This is a genomic window from Pseudomonas sp. B14-6 (genome assembly GCF_013260315.1).
Lineage (GTDB): Bacteria > Pseudomonadota > Gammaproteobacteria > Pseudomonadales > Pseudomonadaceae > Aquipseudomonas > Aquipseudomonas mandelii.
Genome location: NZ_CP053929.1, coordinates 2,361,768 through 2,385,241, shown reverse-complemented (window position 1 = coordinate 2,385,241; position 23,474 = coordinate 2,361,768). Strand labels below are relative to the sequence as shown.

Sequence of the window (23,474 nt, the reverse complement as noted above, 5' to 3'; positions counted from 1 at the left end):
TCTTTGTCTGCGATTTGGTGAGGGGCGAGCCGTCAGGCGCGTTGATATCCAGCATTGATGTCGACGGACAAGTCCGCTTCGCTAGCAGACTCGTTCCCACAGTAAAGCGCAGAGCGGGCTGCTACCGCGCCAATGACCAGGATCGCCGGGCTTTTCAATTCGAATGCTGAGGCATCCTGTTCCATGGCCGTCAAATTGCTCCGACATTCCCGTTGGTGCGCCAGGGACGCGTTTTCAATCATCGCCACCGGCATATCCGCCGCCATCCCCCCGGCCAGCAGCTGCTCGCGGATCTCGCTCAGCTTCGCCACGCCCATATAAATCACCAGCGTCGTGCCGCCCTGGGCCAGGGCCTGCCAGTTCAGGCTGCTGCCGTCCTGAGTGTGGGCGGTGACCAGCGTCACGCCACGGGCAACGCCTCTGAGGGTCAGCGGAATATCGCATTGCGTCGCACCCGCCAGCCCGGCAGTGATGCCGTTGACCAGTTCGACCTCAACGCCGTGCTCGCGCAACCACTGTGCCTCTTCACCGCCGCGACCGAAGATGCACGGATCGCCGCCCTTGAGCCGTACCACGCATTTGCCGTGGCGGGCATAACGCAGCATCAGGCGATGAATGAAGGCTTGAGGCGTGGAACGACAGCCGCCGCGTTTGCCCACAGGAATGATCCGCGCGCCGGGGCAATGCTCCAGCACCGCGTCATTGACCAGATCGTCGATCAGCACAACATCTGCTTCTCTCAACGCCCGAACAGCCTTGAGGGTCAGCAATTCAGGGTCGCCGGGACCTGCACCCACCAGCCAGACTTTTGCGCTCATCGTATTTTCCTCACGCGATAACGGCGATCGGCTGCGCAGTGGCAGCCAGTAGACGCTTGATTTCAGGTACACAGGAGCCGCATTGCGTGCCGCAGCCCAATTCTTGTTTCAGGCCCTGCAAGTCCAGGCCACGGCTGATGCCGGCGCAGACCGCGCGTTGACTGACGTTCTTGCAGTTGCAAAGGGTTTTGGTGCCCGCTGCCGCCGTGCCCGCGTTACCCGGCTGCGCGCTCAGTGGTGCCAGCAGCCAACGGCGCAGTTGTTCGTCGACGCGTCCCTCAAGCCAGAGGTTTTGCAGCCAGTGTTGGGCGAGTGTTTCGCCGGCCAGGCGAATCGCGGTGATCCGACCGTTCTCGATCCGCACGCGTTTGCCGATGGAGCGTCGTGGGTCGTCGTAGGCCAGTACGGGACCGTCGTTGAGCGCCAGGCACTGATCGATGTCACGCAGCAGTTGCGGATCAGGCGCGGTGGCGCTGGCAGCGCGTATCAGCAGCGCAGGGCGTTCACGGCCGACCAGGCTGAGGCTGGCGTAGGAAAACGCCTCGCAGAGCGGTCGTAGCGTCTCAAAATGTTGTTGAACATTGCCTTCGACCAGGGCGAACAGCTGCCACGGCAACTGCACCGGCTCAAGTCGCACGCCGCTGTGTTTGAGTTCCGGTTGTTTTGACAGCGGATCAAAAGCGGGCAGGGTGAGGGTGTTCACGCCGCCCTTGAGGAAACGGTCACCAAAATGCATGGGCAGAAAGGCCTGGCCAGGCCGCACGCTGTCGTCGCTGGCGACCGGCACGATTACCGCGCCGCGCCGACTTTTCAGGCTGATCAGATCGCCGGGTTGCAGACGATGCCGACGCATTTCATCCGGATGCAGGCTCAACACGGCCTCGCTGACATGCCCGAACAGCTGCGCGGCGGTGCCGGTGCGGCTCATGCCGTGCCATTGATCGCGCAAGCGACCGGTGATCAGCGTCAGCGGGAAGTGTGCGTCGCGTTGTTCCCTGGCCGCGCGATACGGATCGGCCACAAACTGAGCACGTCCGCTGGCGGTCGGGAAAATACCGTCGAGATACAGGCGTGCAGTGCCTTCGCTGGCGCCAGTGGGGAAGGGCCATTGTTGTGGGCCGAGGCGGTCGATCAGCGCATGACTGATGCCGGACAAGTCCAGATCACGCCCGCGGGTCAGGTGTTTGTATTCGTCGAAGACCTGCGCCGGCGTTTCAAAGGCAAACAGGCTGTTTTGCCCGGGGCGCAGCTGTTTTTCCAGGCGTTGTGCGAAATCCACCGTGATCGCCCAGTCGGAACGCGCTTCACCCGGTGCGACGATGGCCCGGCGAACGTGGGAAATGCGCCGTTCGGAGTTGGTCACCGTGCCGTCCTTTTCGCCCCAACTGGCGGCAGGCAACAGCAGGTCGGCGAACGCGGCGGTTTCGGTGGTGCGAAAGGCTTCCTGCAACACCACGAACGGGCAGGCCTCCAGGGCAGCGCGCACGGCGGTCTGGTCCGGCAACGATTGGGCCGGGTTGGTGCAGGCGATCCACAGGGCTTTGATTTTTCCGCTGCGAACCTGCTCAAACAACTCGATTGCGGTAAGCCCGGCATTTTCCGGAAGTTGATCAACGCCCCAATAGGCCGCCACTTCCGCGCGATGCTCGGCATTGGCCGCTTCGCGATGGCCCGGCAGCAGGTTCGACAGGCTGCCGGTTTCCCGTCCACCCATGGCATTTGGCTGACCGGTCAGGGAGAACGGTCCTGCGCCGGGACGGCCGATTTGCCCGGTGGCCAGGTGCAGATTGATCAGTGCGCTGTTTTTGGCGCTACCGGCGGTGGACTGGTTCAATCCCATGCACCACAGCGACAGAAAACTCGGGGAGGTGCCGACCCATCTGGCGCATTCCTGTAATTGCTCGACCTCGATCCCACACAGCTGCGACACCATTGACGGCGTGTAATCGCGTACAAGATTGGTCAGTTCGGCCAAACCTTCGGTATGAGCCTGGATGAAATCGCGGTCGACCCAGTCTTCGCACAGCAGCAGGTGCAAAATCCCATGGAACAAGGCGACATCGGTCCCGGGAAGAATCGCCAGGTGCAGGTCGGCCAAATCGCAGGTGTCGGTACGACGGGGGTCAATGACGATGACTTTCATCTGCGGGCGGCGGGACCGGGCTTCTTCCAGGCGACGAAACAGCACCGGGTGGGCGTAGGCCATGTTGCTGCCGACGATCATCACGCAGTCGCTCAGTTCCAGGTCTTCGTAGCTGCATGGCGGCGCATCGGCCCCGAGGCTGCGCTTGTAGCCGACCACTGCGGATGACATGCACAGCCGCGAATTGCTGTCGATGTTGTTGGTGCCCACCAGCGCTCGCGCCAGTTTGTTGAAGGCGTAATAGTCCTCGGTCAGCAACTGCCCGGAAATGTAGAACGCCACGCTGTCCGGGCCGTGTTCGGCGATGGTTCGGGCAAAGACATTGGCCGCGTGGTCGAGGGCGGTGTCCCAGTCGGTGCGGCTGCGGGCCAGGCCTTTGCCCAGGCGCAGTTCGGGGTACAACGCTCGCGCGGTCAAGTCGCCCGTCAGGTGCAAGGTCGACCCCTTGCTGCACAGCTTGCCGAAGTTCGCCGGGTGGCTCGGATCGCCGCTGACGCCGAGAATGCGCTCGCCGTCATGCTCGATCAGCACGCCGCAGCCGACCCCACAGTAGCAGCAGGTGGAAGCGGTAATCTGGTTCATCAGCTTGCTTCCCTGCCTGAGTGTCCTGCGTCGCCGATGGCCTGTTCCATGAACGAAGCGTCGCCGAACATCAGGTGATCGCGGATCTCGTCGATGTCGTGATTTTCACGAATCTGCCGGAAATACCACCCGCCATCGGCCGTGTCGCCGTACAGACAGGCGCCGACCAGCACGTCATCCTTGATCACCAGTTTTTTGTAGACCCCACCGATCGGGTCGGAGAGGGTGATGGTTTCGGTACCTTCGCCGCCCATGAAGTCGCCGGCGGAGAACAGGTCGATGCCTGTGACTTTCAATTTGGTCGAGGTCACCGAGCCTTTGTAGGTGGCGAAGCCCAGTTGCGCGAGGTGGTTGGCGCAGACCTTGGCTTGCTCGAACAGCGGCGCGACCAGGCCGTAGGCGGTTCCGCGGTGGCTGGCGCATTCGCCGATGGCGTAGATCCGTGGGTCATAGGTTTGCAGGGTGTCATTGACCAGAATCCCGCGATGGCAGGGGATGCCGGATTTTTCCGCCAGTTCGGTGCTTGGGCGGATGCCGGCGGCCATGACCACCAGGTCGGCGGGGATGATGTCGCCATTCTTGAATTCAACCGAGCCGACCCGGCCGTTGCCGGCATCGTGCAGGGCCTGGGTCTGTTCGCTCAGACGAAAATGCAGGCCGCGGGCTTCCAGGGCGGTTTGCAGGAGTTCGCCACTGGTTTTGTCCAGCTGCCGCTCCAGCAGCCACTCGCCGATGTGCACCACGGTGACGTGCATGCCGCGCAGCATCAGACCGTTTGCAGCTTCCAGGCCGAGCAGACCGCCACCGATCACCACTGCGTGCTTGTGAGTTTTCGCGGTGTTGATCATGGCCTGGGTGTCGGCGATGTCGCGATAGCCGATCACACCCTGCAAAGCGTTGCCGGGGATCGGCAGGATGAACGGGGTCGAGCCGGTCGCGATCAGCAGGCGATCGTATTCCGCCTCGGTGCCGTCGTCGGCGATCACGCGGCGTTTGACCCGGTCGATCTCCACTACTTTGCGGTTGAGCAGCAACTTGATGTTGTTGTCCAGGTACCAGTCGAGATCGTTCAGTACGATCTCGTCGAAGGTCTGTTCACCGGCCAGTACCGGGGACAGCAGGATGCGGTTGTAGTTGGTATGGGGTTCGGCGCCGAAGACCGTGATGTCGTACAGCTCGTTGCTCAACTTGAGCAGTTCTTCCAGGGTACGAACCCCGGCCATGCCGTTGCCGATCATCACCAGTTTTAGTTTTTTCATCAGGTTCTCCGGGGAGCTCGGACCCGCCTCATCAGGGCTGTCAGGTCTTGCTCGACATATTTTGCGCAAACAAAAAAAGGCGTCCCGCTAGTTGCCTAGCGAGGACGCCTTTGTCCTGGTCCCGTTCTCTCGGGAAGCACACCCTTCATCGTTGAAGGCTGGGCTTTATGTCTGTTGGGAGAGGTAATGCAGTGGTTGTGCCAAGTCGTCAGAACCCGGGTTTAGAGCGGGAAATAACAGTTTTGAGTCAAAGCGTCCGATTTATTGCACCGAATCAAAGCGCGTTGCCCATTAATGGAGCGAGTTGCTGATGGGGCAGGCGGGGCTGTCAGTCCGCCATCGCGAGCAGGCTCGCTCCCATAATGGTCTCCCGGACACTGGAGATCCCCTGTGGGAGCGAGCCTGCTCGCGATGGGCACGACGCGGAATCAGCCATGAAACAGCAAAACCAGCAGCACCAGATTCACCACCAACATCACCAGCGCCAGTGTCCGCCAGACCTTCAACGGCTCGCGCTCCAGCAGCGGTCTGGGCCGCACACTCAAACTGCGTCGCTCTCCCTGCTCCAGCAACAGCAACCACTCTTCCGCCGTTTCAAACCGTTGACCCGGATCCGCCGCGACCGCGCGCTCCAGGCTTTGCGCGATCCAGTCCGGCAGGTCTGGGCGGTAACGGCTGGGGCTGACGGGCACGCCAAAGCGTGGACGCTGGAAGGCTTCGATTTCGCCGTAGGGATAATGCCCGGTCAGCAGGAAATACAGGGTGACACCGACTGCGTACAGATCCTGTTGCGGTGTCGGTGCCTCACCGGCAAAGGCTTCCGGCGCGATATAGCTCGGCGTGCCGGGCAAGGTCGTGGGTTGATCTTCTGACAGACCGGGGCAGTAGGCGAGGCCGAAATCCAGCAAGCGCAATTCACCGTCGTCGCCCAGCAACAGGTTCTCCGGTTTGATGTCGCGATGAAGAATCTGCCGGCGATGCAGCATGCCGACGGCCTTGAGCAGACGCTCGGCCAGATCCTGCCATTGCGCCAGCGGCAGCGCGGCAACCCGTTCGTGCAACTGCGCCAGAGTGGAACCGGAATACTCGCGCATCACGTAATACAAATGCTGACGCTGACTGGCGGCATGAACTTCAGGGAAATGCCGTCCGGCCACGCGCTTGAGAAACCATTCCTCCGACAGCAAAGCCTGACCGGCGAGGTGATCGTCGCGCAGTGCGCCGGGCAAGGTTTTCAGCAGCCAGGGGTGTTGTTGGCTGTCGCGAACCCGATAAAGCAGCGACTGCTGGCTCTGGCCGAGCATCCCTTCGACCTGCCAGCCCTCGAACATCTGGCCCGGTTTCAATGCGGGTGGTAGTGGCCATTGCTGCAGATGAATCAGCGCATCGCCAATGCTCGTCTCACCGAGGGCATCGACTCGCACCAACAGGGCGCTGGCATTGTCCTGACTGCCCGCCAGGTGCGCTGCGCTGACCAGGGTTTGCGCCGCGCTGTGCAGGTCCGGTTGGTCGCGCAGAATCGCCGCAATGGCGGTGTCGCCCAGCACCGCCCAGATGCCGTCGCTGAGCAGCACAAAGCTCTCATCGAGGCGAAGTTCACCGTCAAGAAAATCCAGGACCAGATGCTGATCGAGCCCCAGCGCTCGCTTGAGCACATGCTGCATGCCCGGCTGGTCCCATACGTGATCTTCGCTGACCCGCTGCAAGGTGTCGGCGTGCCAGCGGTACACCCGGCAATCGCCGACATGGGCCAAGGTAAAACGCCTGCCGCGCATGACCAAAGCACTGACAGTGGTGAGCAATGGTTGCCCACCGCCATTGGCCTGCAACCAGCGATTTTGCGCCAGCAGCAGGCGATCCAGCGCTTGCGCGACACCCCAGGTTTCCGGGGTGGCGTAATAGTCCAGCGCCAGGGCCTGCAAAGTCGAACGGGCGGCGAGACCGCCGTCGGCGCACTGGCTGACCCCGTCGGCGATGGCGAACAGGTAACCCTTGCTTGCCGCCAGCGCCGGGGCCGGAGTGACCAGGCGCAGGGCGTCCTGATTTTCCTCGCGAGGGCCGATGGCGCTCGCTTCGGCAAAACTCAATTGCAGGCTCATTGCAGTCTCAGACCCGGGCAGCGGTCACAGCGGCCGAACCCCAGGTGGTTCTCCAGCGACGTTTCACCCCGTGCAGGCCGAACCAGGCGAGCACGCCAAGGCTGGCGAACAACCACAGGGCCATTTGATAACTGCCAGTGCTTTGCTTGATCGCGCCCATGCCCGCTGCCAGTGCGAAACCGCCGATGCCGCCGGCCATGCCGATCAAGCCGGTCATTACACCGATTTCCCGACGAAAACGTTGCGGGACCAATTGGAAGACCGCGCCGTTACCCGCACCCAAACCGAGCATGGTGCAGACGAAAAGTGCCAGCGCTGCATAGGAGCTCGGCAGGTTGAAACCCACCGCCGCGATGCAGATCGCTGCGACTGTGTACATCCCCAGCAACGTGCGAATCCCGCCGAATCGGTCGGCCAGCGCGCCGCCTAATGGGCGCATCAGGCTGCCACCGAACACGCAGGCTGCGGTGTAGTAGCCGGCGGTGACCGGGCTCAGGCCGTATTGGTCGTTGAAATAGCCGGGCAGGGCGCTGGCCAGGCCGATGAAGCCACCGAAGGTCACGCTGTAGAAAAACATGAACCACCAACTGTCGCGGTCGCCCAAGGCCTTGAAGTAGTCGGACATGGACTTGGCTTTCGGCCGTTCAGGGGCGTTTTTGGCCAGCCAGGCGAACACGATGATGGTCAGGATCAGCGGAATCAGGGCGAAGCCGAACACGTTGCTCCAGCCGAAGGCGGCCGCCAGCACCGGGGCGATCAATGCGGCAAGCACGGTGCCCGAGTTGCCGGCACCGGCGATGCCCATTGCCTTGCCCTGATGCTGCGGCGGATACCATTGCGAGGCCAGCGGCAGGGCGACGGCGAAGGATGCGCCGGCCACACCGAGAAACAAGCCCAATAGCAGCGCTTGTTCGTAACTGTGGATGCCGTGTTTCCAGGCAACGAACAGGGCGCAGATGACGATCACCTGGCCGATCAGGCCAGCGGTCTTGGGCGACAGGCGATCAGCCAGCAAGCCCATCAAAAAGCGCAGTATGGCCCCGGCGAGAATCGGCGTGGCCACCACCAGCCCGCGTTGCTGGGTGGTCAGTTGCAGGTCGGTGGCGATCTGCACCGCCAGTGGGCCGAGCAGGTACCAGACCATGAAACTCAGGTCGAAATAGAGGAAGGCCGCGAACAATGTCGGGGTATGGCCAGATTTCCAGAAGCTTGAATTCATCGCGCACCTCAGCTGTAGGGAGTCTCGAGAAGGAGTCAGAAGCTTGCAGGTGGGGCGCCGCCTCGGCCGCACCACCGGCCCCGATCTCTGGGGCCAAAACGAAAAAACGCCGCCACCCGATTCGCCGTGGGCAAATGAGGTGAGCGACGTCTTTGTCGTAGGTGGGGCAACCGCCGTTGGTTACCTGTATGGATTACTTAGCGAGATCTGTGCCAACCCTCGGGAATGTGGGTTGAGGAGATTTTTGTGGCGAGGGAGCTTGCTCCCGCTTGAGTGCGCAGCACTCACAAAATCGGTTAGGCTGCCGGGTTTTTTGGGGCCGCTTCGCAGCCCAGCGGGAGCAAGCTCCCTCGCCACAAAGGGTAAGAGGTCAGCCGAGCAATTCACTCATGGCAATAATCTGCTCCGCCACCTGAATCAGTTTCTGCTGCCGACTCATGGCCTGGCGGCGCATGAGGGTGTAAGCCTCTTCCTCGTTGCAGTCCTTCATCTTCATCAACAGCCCCTTGGCCAGCTCGATGCGCTTGCGCTCGGCCAGTTGCTGGTCGCGGGCGTTGAGCTGGGCGCGCAGGGCCTGGTCGCTTTCAAAGCGCGCCATGGCCACGTCGAGAATCGGCTGCAAGCGTTGTGCGTGAATGCCTTCGACGATGTAGGCACTGACCCCGGACTTGATTGCCTGGCGCATCACATCGGGGTCATGTTCATCGGTAAACATCACAATCGGTCGCGGTTGGTCGCGGCTCACGAGCACCACTTGCTCCATCACATCGCGGCTGGGTGACTCGGTATCGATCAAAATCACATCCGGACGCACCGTTTCGACGCGCGCGGGCAGGTCGATGGTCAGGCCGGATTCGTCGATCACCTCGAACCCGGCTTCGGTCAGGGCTGCTTTCAGGCGACCGACTTTCTTCGCGGTGTCGTTGATCAGCAGGATACGCAACATATTCGCAATCTCCTGTCAGCGGCTGGCGATTCGGTGCGAGCTTTCGCTCATTGCGTGCAGCTTGAAACTGCGGGCATAGCCGGTCGGGTCGGAGCCGTCCCAGACTTTGCCGTCGATCAATTGGCTGCTGCGCATGTCCTCACCCTCGGCGGCAACACCGACTGCGCTGGCGGCCTCACGATACAAGTCTAGTTGCTGGACCTCACGGGCCACGCCGAGGTAATCCGGGTCGTCGCGCAACAAGCCCCAGCGGCGGAACTGGGTCATGAACCACATACCATCGGACAAGTACGGCACGTTGACCTCACCGCCCGCATGGAAACGCAGCGCGTGCGGGTCCTGCCAGCGATTGCCGAGGCCATCGGCGTAGTCGCCAAGCAAGCGCGGTTCGATGCAATCGAGCGGTGCATCAAGGTATTCGGGCGCGCTCAACAGCTTCGCGGTGCTGCGGCGGTTCTCGCTGCCGTCTTCAATGAAGCGGCTGGCTTCGAGGATCGCCATCACCAACGCCCGGGCGGTGTTGGGGTACTGCTCGACAAAGGCGCGAGTGCAGCCGAGGACTTTTTCCGGGTGATCGGGCCAGATGGTCTGGGTCGTTGCCATGGTGAACCCCAGATTCTGCTTCACCGCGCTGGCGGACCACGGTTCGCCGACGCAGAAGCCGTCGATGCGTCCGGCTTGCAGGTGCGCGACCATCTGTGGTGGTGGCACCACCACGCTGTCGACGTCCTGCAACGGATGAATGCCCTGACTCGCGAGCCAGTAATACAGCCACATGGCGTGGGTGCCTGTCGGAAATGTCTGGGCGAAGGTCAGTTTTGGGCGACTTTGGTGCACGTGCCGGTCCAGTGCTTCAGGACTGGTCACCCCCAAGGCCTGCAAGCCATGAGAAAGGTTGATGCTCTGGCCGTTCTGGTTCAGGCCCATGAGCACCGCCATGTCGGTCGGCGCCACGCCGCCGATGCCCAGGTGCACGGCGTAGATCAGGCCGTACAGGCTGTGGGCGGCGTCGAGTTCGCCGCTGACCAGTTTGTCCCGCAGGTTGGCCCAGGACGACTGGCGCTTGAGGTTCAGGGTCAGGCCGTAAGGCTGCGCGAAACCCTGCGTGGCCGCGACCACCACCGAGGCACAGTCACTCAGGGCCATGAAGCCGAGGTTGATCTCAGTCTTTTCCGGGGCATCGCTGCCATTGACCCAGGCCAGTGGGCCCGCTGTGGTTTCATTCATGGTTAAACACCTTCCAAAAAAAAGCGTCGTACCGGGCTGCTTGCCAGGGCAAGGCCAAGTGACGACGCCTTTGTCTTTCGACTCATCCCGCCGTTGGCATGAGTGCTGATGTCAGTGAGGGTGCAAGGCATATGCCATCGTCCGCTGATTTTGTTGCGCGCCTCGCTTGCGGCACCGATGCCCGGCTATAATCGCCGCCTCATTTCGCCGCCATTCGAGTCAAAACCGCCCATGTACACCCTGGCCCGTCAGCTGTTGTTCAAACTTTCCCCGGAAACCTCCCACGATCTGTCCCTGGACCTGATCGGCGCGGGCGGGCGTTTGGGCCTCAACAGTCTGCTGTGCAAGGCGCCGGCGAAAATGCCGGTCAGCGTCATGGGCCTGGAGTTTCCGAACCCGGTAGGTTTGGCGGCCGGTCTGGACAAGAATGGTGCGGCCATCGACGGGTTTGCCCAGCTGGGTTTCGGCTTTGTCGAAATCGGTACCATCACCCCGCGTCCGCAGCCGGGTAACCCCAAGCCACGGATTTTCCGTCTGCCGGAGGCCGAGGCGATCATCAACCGCATGGGGTTCAACAACCTCGGCGTCGATCACCTGCTGGCACGCGTGGCGGCGGCCAAGTACAAGGGCGTGCTGGGCATCAACATCGGCAAGAACTTCGATACGCCGGTTGAGCGCGCGGTCGACGATTACCTGATCTGCCTGGACAAGGTCTATGCCCACGCCAGCTACGTGACGGTCAACGTCAGCTCGCCGAACACCCCGGGCCTGCGCAGCCTGCAATTCGGTGATTCGCTCAAGCAATTGCTGGCTGATCTGGCGACCCGTCGCGCGGAACTGGCCCTGCGCCACGGCAAACATGTGCCGCTGGCGATCAAGATCGCGCCGGACATGACCGATGAAGAAACCGCTCAGGTCGCGCAAGCGCTGATCGAAACCGGGATGGACGCAGTGATTGCCACCAACACCACCCTGAGCCGTGTGGGCGTTGAAGGCATGGAGCATGGTGATGAGGCGGGCGGTCTGTCCGGCGCACCGGTTCGCGACAAGAGCACCCACACCGTGAAGGTACTGGCGGCGGAACTGGCGGGTCGCTTGCCAATCATCGCCGTGGGCGGCATCACCGAAGGCAAGCATGCGGCTGAGAAAATCACTGCGGGTGCTAGCCTGGTGCAGCTCTATTCCGGCTTCATCTACAAAGGCCCGGCGCTGATTCGCGAGTCCGTCGACGCCATCGCGGCGCTGCGCTGAAGGGCTGAGCAGGTCCTGGCGTTGAGGTTTTTTGTGGCGAGGGAGCTTGCTCCCGCGCGGCTGCGAAGCAGTCGTAAACCCCGCAACCGCGTTTTACCTGACACTCCGAGTTGTGACTGGTTCTGGGGCCGCTTCGCAGCCCAGCGGGAGCAAGCACCCTCGCCACAAAAGCAGTGTTCAGATTCCAGGTAATTGGCGGGCATAAAAAAGGGCTCCTCGAAGGAGCCCCTGGGCCGGAGCCCGCCGCCCGGATGGGGCGTGCGTGGTAAGTCGTTACGTAATCAGATTGTCGTGTCGGAGTGTTGTGCCCTGTGTTAGCCGACGGCGTGAAGTTCGTTGAGTCTGTGGATTCCCGCAGTGCCGGTCATACCGTCCCAGTTGTCGCCGCGTCCTTCTCGCCAGCCGTTAATCCAGGCTTGGCGTACCGACGGTAGAGTAAATGGGCAAAGCTCACGGGATTTGCCACCAACGCCATATTGATATCCGCGCAAAAATGCTCTTTCCAACGGATCACGCTTAAGTCTTCTCATAGGGTGTTGCCCTCACTTGTTGACTGTATTTATCGCGTCGACCTCAATTGAGGTCTGGCAGAAAAAAACTCCTGCCGTTGGGGCTCGCTGCCGGCGTCGCGAGCCAAGGTGTTGACGTCGTTGCGGCGTCAACCTGTGTTGAGTTCTAACCAATGCGTCACATCGAGGGAATGATCGTTTTGTCATAAGAACGTAACCATAAAGATGCTAAGGCCATAAGTAACTCGATGTTTGTCCCGTGTTTCTTGGTCAAAGCCCTGTATGATCGGCCCCCCACAGAATGATGGAGTTAATCCTTTGTGAGAATGGCTCCTGTTAAGCAGGACGATTATTCGACGAAGGGTCGACTTATGACATTTTGTTGCATCAACTTTTTTATCTGCCTGTGCATCTAAGCTCTTCTAACCTGAGCAGCACAGGTGGGACGGCACACCTTCGTGCCACGCGGGCGCTCTTTTAGAAAAGCGCCTGATTGAAAACCGGGCCGGCAATGCGTTGCCGGTTCACTTAGCTAAAGGCTCTGAGATTCCAATGTCCGATCAATTCGAAATCTTCCTCACTTGTCCCAAAGGCCTTGAAGGCCTGCTGATCGAGGAAGCCGTCGGGCTTGGCCTTGAAGAAGCACGTGAGCACACCTCTGCCGTGCGCGGCATGGCCACCATGGAAACCGCTTATCGCCTGTGCCTGTGGTCGCGTCTGGCGAACCGGGTGCTGCTGGTGCTCAAGCGTTTCCCGATGAAGGACGCCGAAGACCTGTACCACGGCGTACTCGACATCGAGTGGCAAGACCACATGCTCAATGACGGCACCCTGGCCGTCGAGTTCAGCGGCCACGGCTCGGGCATCGACAATACGCACTTCGGCGCCCTGAAAGTCAAAGACGCCATCGTCGACAAACTGCGCACTCCGCAGGGCGATCGTCCGTCCATCGACAAGCTCAACCCGGACCTGCGCATTCACCTGCGCCTGGACCGTGGCGAAGCGATTCTCTCCCTCGACCTCTCCGGTCACAGCCTGCACCAGCGCGGTTATCGTTTGCAGCAGGGCGCGGCGCCGCTGAAGGAAAACCTCGCGGCCGCGATCCTGATCCGTTCCGGCTGGCCACGCATTGCGGCCGAAGGCGGCGCACTGGCTGACCCGATGTGCGGTGTCGGTACGTTCCTCGTCGAAGCGGCGATGATCGCCGCCGACATGGCGCCGAACCTGCGTCGCGAACAGTGGGGCTTCACCGCCTGGCTCGGCCATGTGCCGGCGCTGTGGAAAAAGCTCCACGAAGAAGCCACCGAACGCGCCGCCGCCGGCCTGGCCAAGCCACCGCTGTGGATTCGCGGTTACGAAGCCGATCCGCGCCTGATTCAACCGGGCCGCAACAACGTCGAACGTGCGGGCCTTAGCGAGTGGATCAAGATCTACCAGGGCGAAGTCGGCACGTTCGAGCCACGTCCGGACCAGAACCAGAAAGGTCTGGTGATCTGCAACCCGCCATATGGCGAGCGTCTGGGCGACGAGGCGAGCCTGCTCTACCTCTACCAGAACCTTGGCGAGCGTCTGCGTCAGGCCTGCCTGAACTGGGAAGCGGCGGTGTTCACCGGCGCGCCGGACCTGGGCAAGCGCATGGGCATCCGCAGCCACAAACAGTATTCGTTCTGGAACGGCGCCTTGCCGTGCAAATTGCTGCTGATCAAAGTCACGCCGGACCAGTTCGTTACCGGCGAGCGTCGCACCCCGGAACAGCGTCAGGTCGAGCGCGAACAAGTTCAAGCCGAAGTCGAAGTCGCCGACAACGACGTAGCACCGGGCAAATACGAGAAGTACAACAAGAACGGCAACCCGATCAAACCGGCCCCGGTAGTGATCGAGCAACCGCGCTTGAGCGAAGGCGGGCAGATGTTCGCCAACCGCCTGCAAAAGAACCTCAAGGCGTTGGGCAAGTGGGTCAAGCGCGAGGGCATTGATTGCTACCGCGTCTACGATGCCGACATGCCGGAATATTCCATGGCCATCGACCTGTATCACGATTGGGTCCACGTCCAGGAATACGCTGCGCCGAAGTCCATCGACCCGGAAAAAGCCTCGGCGCGCATGTTCGATGCCCTGGCGGCGATTCCGCAGGCCTTGAACATCGACAAGAGCCGCGTGGTGGTCAAGCGCCGCGAGCGACAGAGCGGCACCAAGCAATACGAACGCCAAGCGGCCCAGGGCAAGTTTGTCGAGGTTAACGAAGGCGGCGTGAAGCTGCTGGTCAACCTCACCGACTACCTCGACACCGGACTGTTCCTCGACCACCGCCCGATGCGTATGCGTATCCAGAAAGAGGCGGCCGGCAAGCGCTTCCTCAACCTGTATTGCTACACCGCGACCGCCAGCGTTCACGCGGCCAAGGGCGGCGCGCGCAGCACCACCAGTGTCGACCTGTCGAAAACCTACCTGGACTGGGCGCGTCGCAACTTGTCACTGAACGGTTTCTCCGACAAGAACCGTCTGGAGCAGGGTGACGTGATGGCGTGGCTCGATGCCTGCCGTGACGAGTACGACCTGATCTTCATCGACCCGCCGACGTTCTCCAACTCCAAGCGCATGGAAGGGATATTCGACGTTCAGCGCGACCAGGTGCAGTTGATCGACCTGGCCATGGCGCGCCTGGCGCCCGGTGGCGTGTTGTACTTCTCCAACAACTTCCGCAAGTTCACGCTCGAGGAAAACCTCAGCGCGCGTTATGCCGTTGAAGAAATCACCGCCCAGACCATCGATCCGGATTTCGCCCGTAATGGCAAGATCCACCGTGCCTGGAAAATCACGGCTCGTTGACACTTGCAGGGATTGGATCCACAGAGCCTTGATTTTAAAGGCTCTTGGCTTCTTTCTGTGCTGGTCAAATTGATGGCTAATAGCTATAACTCAACGCATGGCCAATGGGCTTTCCCGCACCTGGCGTTTTGAGTTGCGTTTATGTCGTTGCACGCCGTGCGCCCCAAGATCCTGGGTTTTATCAGTGAAGATGTCTCGGCCTGGTTGGTCGCGCTGCTGGTATTGCTCGTCGGTGGGGTTCTCACTGGATTGCTGGCCTGGTCGACGCTGAATCTGTATCACCATCAATTACGGCAACGTTTCCAGCTGCTCGCCAGCGAACGCTACAGCCGCATCGAAGAACGTTTCGAAGATCAGGAGCAGCGCCTCGACGGCCTGCGCCGGTTCTTCGCCAATTCCGAGTCAGTCTCCCGCGCGGAGTTCGACGGTTACACCCAACCGCTGCTGCACCGCACGCAGGCGTATTCATTCGCGGCGCGGGTCACCCGTGCCGAGCGGGCGGCGTTCGAGCGCAAGGTGCGTGAAGAAGACGGTTTGAGCGACTTCACTCTGCGTGAGCTCAATGCCGAGGGCCAGCTGCAATTGGCTGCCGAGCGGGATGAATACGTGGCGGTGCGCTACAGCCAGACCCGAAGCCGACTCGGCTCGCCGCTGGGGTACGACTTGTTTGCCCAGCCGTTACGCCGCGCCACCCTTGATCGGGCGGACAAACTGGGCAGTATGGCCGTCTCGCAGCCGATGCATCTGGTCGGCATCGAGCCGGCGTATGCGCGAGGTGTGCTGCTGGTGGCGCCGGTGAAGCGTCAGCGTGATGCGGCGACGGCGGACATGAAACCCTACGGATATGTCATGGCCGTGATCAGCATGCGCCAGTTGCTGGCGGACGGGTTGCCGGAGGCCAGTTATGACTATCTCTCGGTACGCATCCTCGATCTGTCCACCGACGATCAGCATGAAGTGCTTTACGAGTCCTCTAACCCGCCTGCGCCCAGTGAATTGTCCGCGACACGCCTGTTGCGTATGGCCGACCACGATTATCAAGTCGATATCCTGCCCAGCGAAGCCTTTCTGAAAGCCAACCATTCCTCGGTGACCAGCCTGGTGGTGCTCGGTGGCTTGCTCAGTGTGCTGCTCAGTGCGTTGCTCTACGTGCTGGTCAGCCAACGCCAGCGCGCACTGAAAATGGTCGAGCAGCGCACCCAGGAGCTGCACGCCCGCGAGCAGGAATTGCGTGGCACTCACGGCCAGTTGCGCGGCGTGCTGGATGCTGCGACGCAAGTGGCGATCATCGCCACCGACCTGCGAGGTGTCATCAACACCTTCAACGCCGGGGCCGAGCAAATGCTGGGGTACTCCAGCGCGGAAGTGGTGGGGCGCATGACCCTGGAAAACCTTCACTTTCCCCGAGAGCTGGTCGCACGCTCGGCGGAATTGAGTGCGCGCTATGGCAAGCCGATTCCGACCTGCCAGGCGATGTTGGTCGAAGGTGGAGAAGAGGGCGGTCATGAAGCGCGGGAGTGGACGCTGGTCCGTCAGGACGGCAGCCATTTGACCGTGAACATGCTCGCGACCCCGGTGCTCGACGAGCAAGGCCTGTGGGTCGGGCATCTGGCGATCTGCATCGACATCACCGAACGCAAGCGTGTCCACGAGGCCCTGGCCGCCCGAGACCTGTTGCTGAAAAAGCTCAGCGCCCATGTGCCCGGTGGCATTTATCAATTCAAGATGGAATTCGACGGCCGATTCAGTGTGATCTACGCCAGCGACGGGATTCGCGAGATCTATGAACTCGAGCCGGACGTTTTGCTGCTCAACGCCGAAGCGATTTTCACGCGGATTCATCCCCAGGACACAACCCGCGTTCGCGACTCGATACGCGCATCGGCGAATACGCTCAGCCCGTGGCGCGAGGAGTACCGGGTACAACTGCCGCAGCGCGGTCTGCGCTGGGTTCGCGGCGAGGCGACCCCGGAGGAACTGCCGGGCGGCGGCGTGCTCTGGCATGGCTATATCTCGGACATTTCCGACCTGAAACGGGTGGAAGAAGAACTGCGGGCGCTGTCGATCACCGACTCCCTGACCGGAATTCACAACCGCCGTTACTTTCAAGAGCGCCTGACCACCGAAATGGCCCGGGTCGAGCGCGGGGGTGGCGAGTTGTCGGTGATCATGCTCGACATCGACCACTTCAAGCGCATCAATGACCAGCATGGCCACGCCGTGGGTGATCGGGTGTTGCAGGCCGTGTGCGAGCGCATCGGCCATCGTCTGCGACGTACCGACGTGTTCTGCCGCCTGGGTGGCGAGGAATTCATGGTGCTGTGCCCGGACATCGGCGGCGAACAGGCTCACGTGCTGGCCTTGCAACTGTGGCAAGCCTTGCGCAGTTCACCGATCGAAGGCGTCGGGGTCGTGACCGCGAGTTTCGGGATCGCCAGTTGGCGAGTCGGGGAGGGCGCGGATGCGCTGTTGCTGCGGGCGGATTCTGGGGTTTATGCGGCGAAGCAGGCGGGACGGGATCGCGTTGAAGCAGAGATGAACTAAGCCTTCATGCTGACCCCTGTGGGCGTGAGCCTGCTCGCGATGGCGGTCTGTCAGTCACATCATTACTGGATGTGCCGCCGTCATCGCGAGCAGGCTCGTTCCTGCATTGGATCTGTGGTGTCGTGTAGATCGGGTCAGAGCACCGAAGCCGTTTCCGGCACTTTCGGCTGGCGATACAGGTCCAGCAGCACCTGATCCAGCACCGACGATGCGCCAAACGGGGCCTTGTCGTTGAGGATCGCCACCACCGCCCAAGTGTTGCCGTTGACGTCACGGCTGTAACCGGAGATCGCGCGCACGGTGTTCAGGGTGCCGGTCTTGACGTGAGCTTCGCCGCGCATCGCCGTGGTTTTCAGGCGTTTACGCATGGTGCCGTCGGTGCCAGCAATCGGCATCGAGCTGATGAACTCGGCGGAGTAGGGACTGCGCCACGCAGCTTGCAGCATCGCCGCCATTTCACGAGCGCTCACGCGTTCGGCGCGAGACAGGCCGGAGCCGTTCTCCATCACCAGGTGCGGCGCGGTGATGCCTTTCTTCGCCAGCCACTGACGCACCACACGCTGGGCAGCCCTGGCGTCGTCACCGTCGGCGTCGGTGCGGAATTTCTGGCCCAGGCTCAGGAACAACTGCTGAGCCATGGTGTTGTTGCTGTATTTGTTGATGTCGCGAATGATTTCCGCCAGATCCGGCGAGTAGGCCCGGGCCAGCACCTTGGCGTTGCTCGGCGTTGGCGCCAGACGGTCCCTGCCCTGGATGCTGCCACCCAGTTCTTTCCAGATCGCCCGCACGGCACCCGCGGTATAGGTGGCGTGGTCAAGCAGCGACAGATAAGTCTGCGAGCTGCAGCCTTCGCCCAACTGACCGCCGACCGTCACAGTCACGCTGCCATCGGCCTGGGTCACCGGGTTGTAACGCACGCCACCGGTACATTGCTTGGAATTGACTGCTTTGACCTGGTTTTCAACTTTGATGCTGGCAATCGGCGGTTCCACCGACACCAGGACCCGGCCATTGTCGTTGCGTGCCACGAAGCGCAAGGCCTTGAGGTTGACCATCAGCGAATCAGGCTTGACCAGGAACGGCTTGTTGTCGTCATTGCCATCGTCGTTGAATTCCGGCAGTTGCGGTTGCACGAAGAAGCCACGATCCAACACCAGGTCGCCGGTGATTTGCGTCACGCCGTTGGCGCGCAAATCACGCATCAGCAGCCAGAGTTTTTCCATGTTCAGTTTCGGATCGCCGCCACCCTTGAGGTAGAGGTTGCCGTTGAGGATGCCGCCGCTGAGGGTGCCGTCGGTGTAGAACTCGGTTTTCCACTGATGGTTCGGGCCGAGCATTTCCAGCGCCGCATAGGTGGTTACCAGCTTCATGGTCGAGGCCGGGTTGACCGAAACGTCAGCGTTGTAAATGGTCGGTGTACCCGGGCCGTTCAGCGGGATCATCACCAGCGACAGGGCGTTGTCCGGAAGCTTGCTGGCCTTCAGGGCCTTTTCTACGTTGGGTGACAGACCGGTGTTGATGGTGGCGGCGGAAACGGAGAAGGCCAGAGGAAGAAGGAAGCCGGCCAGTAACAAGGGACGCAAAGATTTGATCATGTGAAATTGAACCCTGCATTCGAGGGGAAAAAAGGCGAGGGCATGAAGATAAATTCCCTCAGTGGTCATGAAAGTGTCGGCATTATGCCCCAAGGTGCAACGGCTTGTGCCTTGCCGTGGCCTTCTAATCCGCAATTTTTTTACCGACGGTCAGCGACGCGCCCCAGAGAGTCGGGCAATTAGCGGCTTAAACTGCTAAAGTGCCGCCCGTTATTACTTATGAGGATTGTTCCAATGGCGACTAACCGTTCCCAGCGTCTGCGCAAAAAACTGTGCGTCGATGAATTTCAAGAGCTGGGTTTCGAACTGAACCTGGATTTCAAAGAAGATTTGGCTGATGAAGCCATTGATGCTTTCCTCGACGCGTTCCTGAAAGAAGCCATGGAAGCCAACGGTCTGGGTTATGTTGGCGGCGACGACTTCGGTCTGGTTTGCCTGCAGAAGCGTGGCTCGGTGTCCGAAGAGCAGCGCGCTGCTGTTGAAGCCTGGCTCAAGGGCCGCAGCGAACTGACCGAAGCAACCGTCAGCCCGCTGATCGACGTCTGGTACCCGGAAAAGCCGATCAATCCGGTAGCTTGATGTCATGAAAAACGGCGACCCAAAGGTCGCCGTTTTTTTATGCCTGCTTTTTGCAGGTGCATGGCTTGGCCTGCGAAGTCGATGTCGGGTCCCTCAGCCCTTGCGCCAATTCAGAATCACCAGCGTCAACACCCCCGCGACAATCCCCCAGAACGCCGACCCAATGGAAAACAGCGTCAGCCCCGACGCCGTGACCATAAAGGTAATCAACGCCGCCTCCCGCTCTTTCACTTCGGTCATGGCAATGCTCAGGCCATTGATGATCGAGCCGAACAGTGCCAGCGCCGCAATCGACAGCACCAGCTCTTTAGGCAGCGCCGCAAACAACGCTGCCAGCGTTGCGCCGAACACCCCGGCAATCCCGTAGAAAATCCCGCACCAGACCGCCGCCGTGTAGCGCTTGTTGCGATCCTCATGGGCATGCGGCCCGGTGCAGATCGCCGCGCTGATGGCTGCCAGGTTGATCCCGTGGGAGCCGAACGGCGCCAGCAGCAGCGAGGCGATGCCGGTGGTGGTGATCAATGGCGAGGCGGGCACGGTGTAGCCGTCGGCGCGCAATACCGCGATGCCGGGCATATTCTGCGAAGTCATCGCCACCACAAATAACGGAATACCGATGCTGATGGTCGCGGCCAGGGAGAAGTGCGGCGTGGTCCAGACCGGCGTTGCCACCTCCAGATGGAAACCGCTGAAGTCCAGCAGCCCCATGAACCCGGACAGCGCCGTGCCGATCAGCAACGCTGCGAGCACCGCGTAGCGAGGCGACAGGCGCTTGACCAGCAGATAAGTGAAGAACATTCCCAGCACCAGCCCGGTGCGATGCTGCGCGGCGACGAAGATTTCACTGCCAATCTTGAACAGAATCCCCGCCAACAGGGCGGCGGCCAATGATGCCGGAATCTTTCTCACCAGCCGTTCGAAGCTGCCGGTCAGGCCGCAAATCGTCACCAGCACTGCGCACGTGATGTAGGCGCCAATGGCCTCGCCGTAACTCACGCCGCCCAGGCTGGTGATCAACAACGCCGCGCCAGGGGTCGACCAGGCGATGGTGATCGGCGTGCGATAACGCAGGGACAGGCCGATCGAGCACACCGCCATGCCAATCGAGATCGCCCAGATCCACGACGAAATCTGCCCGCTGGTCAGGCCCGCCGCTTGTCCGGCTTGAAACATCAGGACCAGGGAGCTGGTGTAGCCGGTCATCATCGCGATGAAGCCGGCGACAATCGCCGACGGTGACGTATCGGCCAAGGGGCGAAGCTGCGTGTGCGTGGCGTCGTTCATGACAGCGGTGTTCCTTGTTCTGGTAAAAATGCCGAAGCGCCGCCGACCCCCGTGCAGGAGCGAGGCTTGCCCGCGAAGGCGTCGTACCGGTCGACATCAAAGTTGAATGATAGGACGCCTTCGCGGGCAAGCCTCGCTCCTACAAGGGATTATGTGGAAGCGGCGAATTCCGGGATCAAGCCTAAACTCAAAAGTAACCAACCGTTGCGATACAGCAGAAGCGACAAACAGCCGTACAGTCGTGTTGCCACCATCCATTGTGTACAATCGCGCTGTTTATTACGCGATACTTGCCAGCGACCCACTGTGCCGTATTACAGTCACGGTCAATTCGCCGCAGTTCTCCCGACTCGAGTGCCCATGAACGAACAGTTGCAGCCCCTAAAGAAACAACCGCGAGCAGGCAAAGCCGGCCGCAGCGGTACCCAGGACGATATTGTCTACGCGCATATCTTCGAGGCCATCCTCGAACAGCGTCTGGCGCCCGGCACCAAGTTGAGCGAAGAAGCGCTGGGGGAAATTTTCGGGGTCAGTCGCACCATCATTCGCCGTGCGCTGTCGCGCCTGGCTCATGAAGGCGTCGTGCTGCTGCGTCCGAACCGTGGCGCCGTGGTTGCCAGCCCCAGTGTTGAAGAGGCCCGTCAGGTGTTCCTGGCGCGGCGTCTGGTGGAGCGGGCGATCACTGAACTGGCGGTTCAACACGCGACTGCCGAGCAGATTGCCGAGTTGCGGCAAATGGTCAACGATGAGCGCGACAGCTTCTCCCGTGGCGATCGCGGTGCCGGCATCCGCCTGTCGGGCGAATTCCACCTGAAGCTGGCGGAAGCGGCGAAGAATGCGCCGCTGATCAGCTTTCAGCGCAGCCTGGTGTCCCAGACGTCGTTGATCATCGCCCAGTACGAAAGCGGCAACCGCTCCCACTGTTCCTACGACGAGCACACCCAACTGATCGACGCCATCGAAGCGCGCAACGGCGAGTTGGCGGTGAACCTGATGATGCATCACATGGATCACATCGACAGCAAACTCAACCTCGACGAGGAAAGCGCGTCGGATGATTTGCATGCGGTGTTCTCGCATTTATTGCAGACCAAAAAGCCAGGGCGGCCAGCGGTCAAGCTCTGAAAGATCGAGGTGCGGCCTTCGCGGGCAAGCCTCGCTCCTACAAGGGCTTCGCGTTAAACCTGTAGGAGCGAGGCTTGCCCGCGAAGGCGGCTTCAAAAGCAAAAAAAATCCCCCGCAACCATCGATTGCGGGGGATTTTTTATGCCCGGAATAGCTTAGCGCTGATGCACCTGATTCCCCGCCGCATAGGTCTGCAGCACAGTCCGGTCATCCCCCAGCGTCATCAATACAAACAACGTCTCGGCAATGTTATTGGCTTGCTTCAAGCGATAGCTCAGCAGCGGCGTGGCGTTGTAGTCCAGCACCAGGAAGTCCGCGTCGGTGCCCGGATGCAGCGTGCCGATCTTGTCTTCCAGGCGCAGCGCACGCGCACCGCCCAGGGTCGCCAGGTACAGCGATTTGAACGGACTCAGGCGCGCACCTTGCAGCTGCATGACCTTGTAGGCTTCGTTCAACGTTTGCAGCAGCGAGAAACTGGTACCGCCGCCCACGTCGGTGCCCAGGCCGACATTGAGTTTGTGCTTCTCGGCCATCGGCAAATTGAACAGGCCGCTGCCGAGGAAGAAGTTCGAGGTCGGGCAGAAAGCAATCGCCGAACCCGTCTGCGCCAGCCGCGCGCACTCGTCATCGCACAGGTGCACGCCGTGGGCGAATACCGAGCGCTCGCCGAGCAATTGGTAGTGGTCGTAAACGTCGAGGTAGCCCTTGCGCTCGGGGAACAGTTCCTTGACCCACTCGATTTCCTTGAGGTTTTCGCTGATGTGGGTCTGCATGTACAGGTCGGGGTACTCGCTGAGCAACTGGCCGGCGAGGGTCAGTTGTTCCGGGGTGCTGGTGGGGGCGAAGCGCGGGGTCACCGCGTAATGCAGGCGGCCCTTACCATGCCAGCGCTCAATCAGCGCCTTGCTTTCCACGTAGCTGGATTCGGCGGTATCGGTCAGGTAGTCCGGGGCGTTGCGGTCCATCATCACCTTGCCGGCGATCATCCGCAGGTCCAGCTGCTCGGCGGCTTCAAAAAACGAGTTCACCGATTGCGGGTGGACGCTGCCGAACACCAGCGCCGTGGTGGTGCCGTTACGCAGCAGTTCCTTGATGAAAATGTCCGCGACTTCATCAGCGTGAGTCTTGTCAGCGAACTGGCTTTCACACGGGAAGGTGTAAGTGTTGAGCCAGTCCAGCAGCTGCTCGCCGTAAGCGCCGACCATGCCGGTTTGCGGTAAATGAATGTGAGTGTCGATGAAACCCGGGGTGATCAGCGCGTCCTGGTAATGAGTGATCTCGATATCGGCTGGCAGGGTCGGCAGCAAGTCGCTGGCGTGACCAAGGGCACTTATCTGGCCGTTATCGACCACCAGCAGGCCGTCTTCGAAATACTCATACGAGGCTTCGATGCCCACTTCGGCGGGGTCGGCGATGCTGTGCAGGATGGCGGCGCGGTAGGCTTTGCGAGTCAGAGGCATGAGCT

At 61.1% G+C, this 23,474-nt stretch carries 15 protein-coding genes and 1 pseudogene; 5 read left to right on the top strand and 11 right to left on the bottom strand.

Annotated elements, in window-relative coordinates; all coding sequences use genetic code 11:
• Positions 1-32: 32 nt before the first annotated feature.
• From cobA to HP062_RS10765, 7 genes and pseudogenes are all read right to left on the bottom strand, one after another.
• The gene (cobA, locus tag HP062_RS10795) at positions 33-818 is read right to left on the bottom strand and encodes a uroporphyrinogen-III C-methyltransferase (RefSeq protein WP_010456514.1); all 786 of its coding nucleotides are present in this window, start codon (positions 816-818) and stop codon (positions 33-35) included.
• A 10-nt stretch (positions 819-828) separates the two neighbouring features.
• Positions 829-3,543 (bottom strand): nitrate reductase, encoded by a 2,715-nt coding sequence (locus HP062_RS10790; protein WP_172791396.1) that lies wholly within the window; start codon positions 3,541-3,543, stop codon positions 829-831.
• 2 nt (positions 3,544-3,545) lie between these two features.
• Positions 3,546-4,802 (bottom strand): annotated as a pseudogene (locus tag HP062_RS10785) (NAD(P)/FAD-dependent oxidoreductase); the annotation flags it as partial.
• 428 nt (positions 4,803-5,230) lie between these two features.
• Positions 5,231-6,901 (bottom strand): bifunctional protein-serine/threonine kinase/phosphatase, encoded by a 1,671-nt coding sequence (locus HP062_RS10780; RefSeq protein ID WP_077748199.1) that lies wholly within the window; start codon positions 6,899-6,901, stop codon positions 5,231-5,233.
• A gap of 7 nt (positions 6,902-6,908) precedes the next feature.
• Entirely contained in the window at positions 6,909-8,120 is a 1,212-nt protein-coding gene (locus tag HP062_RS10775; RefSeq protein WP_077748200.1) for a NarK/NasA family nitrate transporter, read from the bottom strand.
• A gap of 370 nt (positions 8,121-8,490) precedes the next feature.
• Positions 8,491-9,066: an ANTAR domain-containing response regulator gene (locus HP062_RS10770; protein WP_008146285.1), complete on the bottom strand. Its 576-nt coding sequence runs from the start codon at positions 9,064-9,066 to the stop codon at positions 8,491-8,493.
• Between the two features lie 15 nt (positions 9,067-9,081).
• Positions 9,082-10,293 carry a CmpA/NrtA family ABC transporter substrate-binding protein gene (locus HP062_RS10765; RefSeq protein WP_010456499.1) on the bottom strand — a complete coding sequence of 404 codons (1,212 nt, stop codon included), beginning with the start codon at positions 10,291-10,293 and terminating at the stop codon, positions 9,082-9,084.
• A 231-nt stretch (positions 10,294-10,524) separates the two neighbouring features.
• On the opposite strand from HP062_RS10765, the gene HP062_RS10760 reads away from it, so the two are divergent.
• Positions 10,525-11,544, top strand: a complete 1,020-nt coding sequence (locus HP062_RS10760; RefSeq protein ID WP_010456498.1) for a quinone-dependent dihydroorotate dehydrogenase — start codon at positions 10,525-10,527, stop codon at positions 11,542-11,544.
• Positions 11,545-11,858: 314 nt separating this feature from the next.
• Here the strand turns inward: HP062_RS10760 and rmf are convergent, their stop codons facing one another.
• Positions 11,859-12,074, bottom strand: coding sequence for a ribosome modulation factor (gene rmf / locus HP062_RS10755; protein WP_003223300.1), 216 nt, complete (start codon positions 12,072-12,074; stop codon positions 11,859-11,861).
• A gap of 531 nt (positions 12,075-12,605) precedes the next feature.
• Between rmf and rlmKL the strand changes: the two genes are divergently transcribed.
• Both rlmKL and HP062_RS10745 read left to right on the top strand, forming a co-directional pair.
• Positions 12,606-14,882, top strand: coding sequence for a bifunctional 23S rRNA (guanine(2069)-N(7))-methyltransferase RlmK/23S rRNA (guanine(2445)-N(2))-methyltransferase RlmL (gene rlmKL, locus HP062_RS10750; protein ID WP_010456487.1), 2,277 nt, complete (start codon positions 12,606-12,608; stop codon positions 14,880-14,882).
• 141 nt (positions 14,883-15,023) lie between these two features.
• On the top strand, positions 15,024-17,426 hold the full coding sequence (locus HP062_RS10745; RefSeq protein WP_083376062.1) for a diguanylate cyclase: 2,403 nt from the start codon (positions 15,024-15,026) through the stop codon (positions 17,424-17,426).
• A gap of 134 nt (positions 17,427-17,560) precedes the next feature.
• On the opposite strand, the gene dacB is transcribed toward HP062_RS10745, so the two are convergent.
• Complete coding sequence (gene dacB, locus HP062_RS10740; protein ID WP_010456483.1) at positions 17,561-19,021, bottom strand: D-alanyl-D-alanine carboxypeptidase/D-alanyl-D-alanine-endopeptidase; 1,461 nt, start codon at positions 19,019-19,021, stop codon at positions 17,561-17,563.
• 234 nt (positions 19,022-19,255) lie between these two features.
• Between dacB and HP062_RS10735 the strand changes: the two genes are divergently transcribed.
• Positions 19,256-19,600 carry a YggL family protein gene (locus tag HP062_RS10735; RefSeq protein ID WP_007896965.1) on the top strand — a complete coding sequence of 115 codons (345 nt, stop codon included), beginning with the start codon at positions 19,256-19,258 and terminating at the stop codon, positions 19,598-19,600.
• 93 nt (positions 19,601-19,693) lie between these two features.
• Here the strand turns inward: HP062_RS10735 and HP062_RS10730 are convergent, their stop codons facing one another.
• Positions 19,694-20,884 (bottom strand): benzoate/H(+) symporter BenE family transporter, encoded by a 1,191-nt coding sequence (locus HP062_RS10730; RefSeq protein ID WP_077748202.1) that lies wholly within the window; start codon positions 20,882-20,884, stop codon positions 19,694-19,696.
• A 360-nt stretch (positions 20,885-21,244) separates the two neighbouring features.
• Between HP062_RS10730 and HP062_RS10725 the strand changes: the two genes are divergently transcribed.
• Positions 21,245-22,009 carry a GntR family transcriptional regulator gene (locus tag HP062_RS10725; protein WP_010456474.1) on the top strand — a complete coding sequence of 255 codons (765 nt, stop codon included), beginning with the start codon at positions 21,245-21,247 and terminating at the stop codon, positions 22,007-22,009.
• A gap of 155 nt (positions 22,010-22,164) precedes the next feature.
• Here the strand turns inward: HP062_RS10725 and guaD are convergent, their stop codons facing one another.
• The gene (guaD, locus tag HP062_RS10720; protein WP_172791395.1) at positions 22,165-23,469 is read right to left on the bottom strand and encodes a guanine deaminase; all 1,305 of its coding nucleotides are present in this window, start codon (positions 23,467-23,469) and stop codon (positions 22,165-22,167) included.
• Positions 23,470-23,474: the final 5 nt, after the last annotated feature.

What these genes read in the sequence shown, in the direction of transcription:
- HP062_RS10790 (WP_172791396.1), bottom strand. Translation starts at nt 3,543, where the DNA reads ATGAACCAGATTACCGCTTCCACCTGCTGCTACTGTGGGGTCGGCTGC.
- HP062_RS10760 (WP_010456498.1), top strand. Translation starts at nt 10,525, where the DNA reads ATGTACACCCTGGCCCGTCAGCTGTTGTTCAAACTTTCCCCGGAAACC.
- dacB (WP_010456483.1), bottom strand. Translation starts at nt 19,021, where the DNA reads ATGATCAAATCTTTGCGTCCCTTGTTACTGGCCGGCTTCCTTCTTCCT.
- HP062_RS10770 (WP_008146285.1), bottom strand. Translation starts at nt 9,066, where the DNA reads ATGTTGCGTATCCTGCTGATCAACGACACCGCGAAGAAAGTCGGTCGC.
- HP062_RS10745 (WP_083376062.1), top strand. Translation starts at nt 15,024, where the DNA reads ATGTCGTTGCACGCCGTGCGCCCCAAGATCCTGGGTTTTATCAGTGAA.
- cobA (WP_010456514.1), bottom strand. Translation starts at nt 818, where the DNA reads ATGAGCGCAAAAGTCTGGCTGGTGGGTGCAGGTCCCGGCGACCCTGAA.
- guaD (WP_172791395.1), bottom strand. Translation starts at nt 23,469, where the DNA reads ATGCCTCTGACTCGCAAAGCCTACCGCGCCGCCATCCTGCACAGCATC.
- HP062_RS10725 (WP_010456474.1), top strand. Translation starts at nt 21,245, where the DNA reads ATGAACGAACAGTTGCAGCCCCTAAAGAAACAACCGCGAGCAGGCAAA.
- rlmKL (WP_010456487.1), top strand. Translation starts at nt 12,606, where the DNA reads ATGTCCGATCAATTCGAAATCTTCCTCACTTGTCCCAAAGGCCTTGAA.
- HP062_RS10780 (WP_077748199.1), bottom strand. Translation starts at nt 6,901, where the DNA reads ATGAGCCTGCAATTGAGTTTTGCCGAAGCGAGCGCCATCGGCCCTCGC.
- HP062_RS10775 (WP_077748200.1), bottom strand. Translation starts at nt 8,120, where the DNA reads ATGAATTCAAGCTTCTGGAAATCTGGCCATACCCCGACATTGTTCGCG.
- HP062_RS10730 (WP_077748202.1), bottom strand. Translation starts at nt 20,884, where the DNA reads ATGAACGACGCCACGCACACGCAGCTTCGCCCCTTGGCCGATACGTCA.
- rmf (WP_003223300.1), bottom strand. Translation starts at nt 12,074, where the DNA reads ATGAGAAGACTTAAGCGTGATCCGTTGGAAAGAGCATTTTTGCGCGGA.
- HP062_RS10765 (WP_010456499.1), bottom strand. Translation starts at nt 10,293, where the DNA reads ATGAATGAAACCACAGCGGGCCCACTGGCCTGGGTCAATGGCAGCGAT.
- HP062_RS10735 (WP_007896965.1), top strand. Translation starts at nt 19,256, where the DNA reads ATGGCGACTAACCGTTCCCAGCGTCTGCGCAAAAAACTGTGCGTCGAT.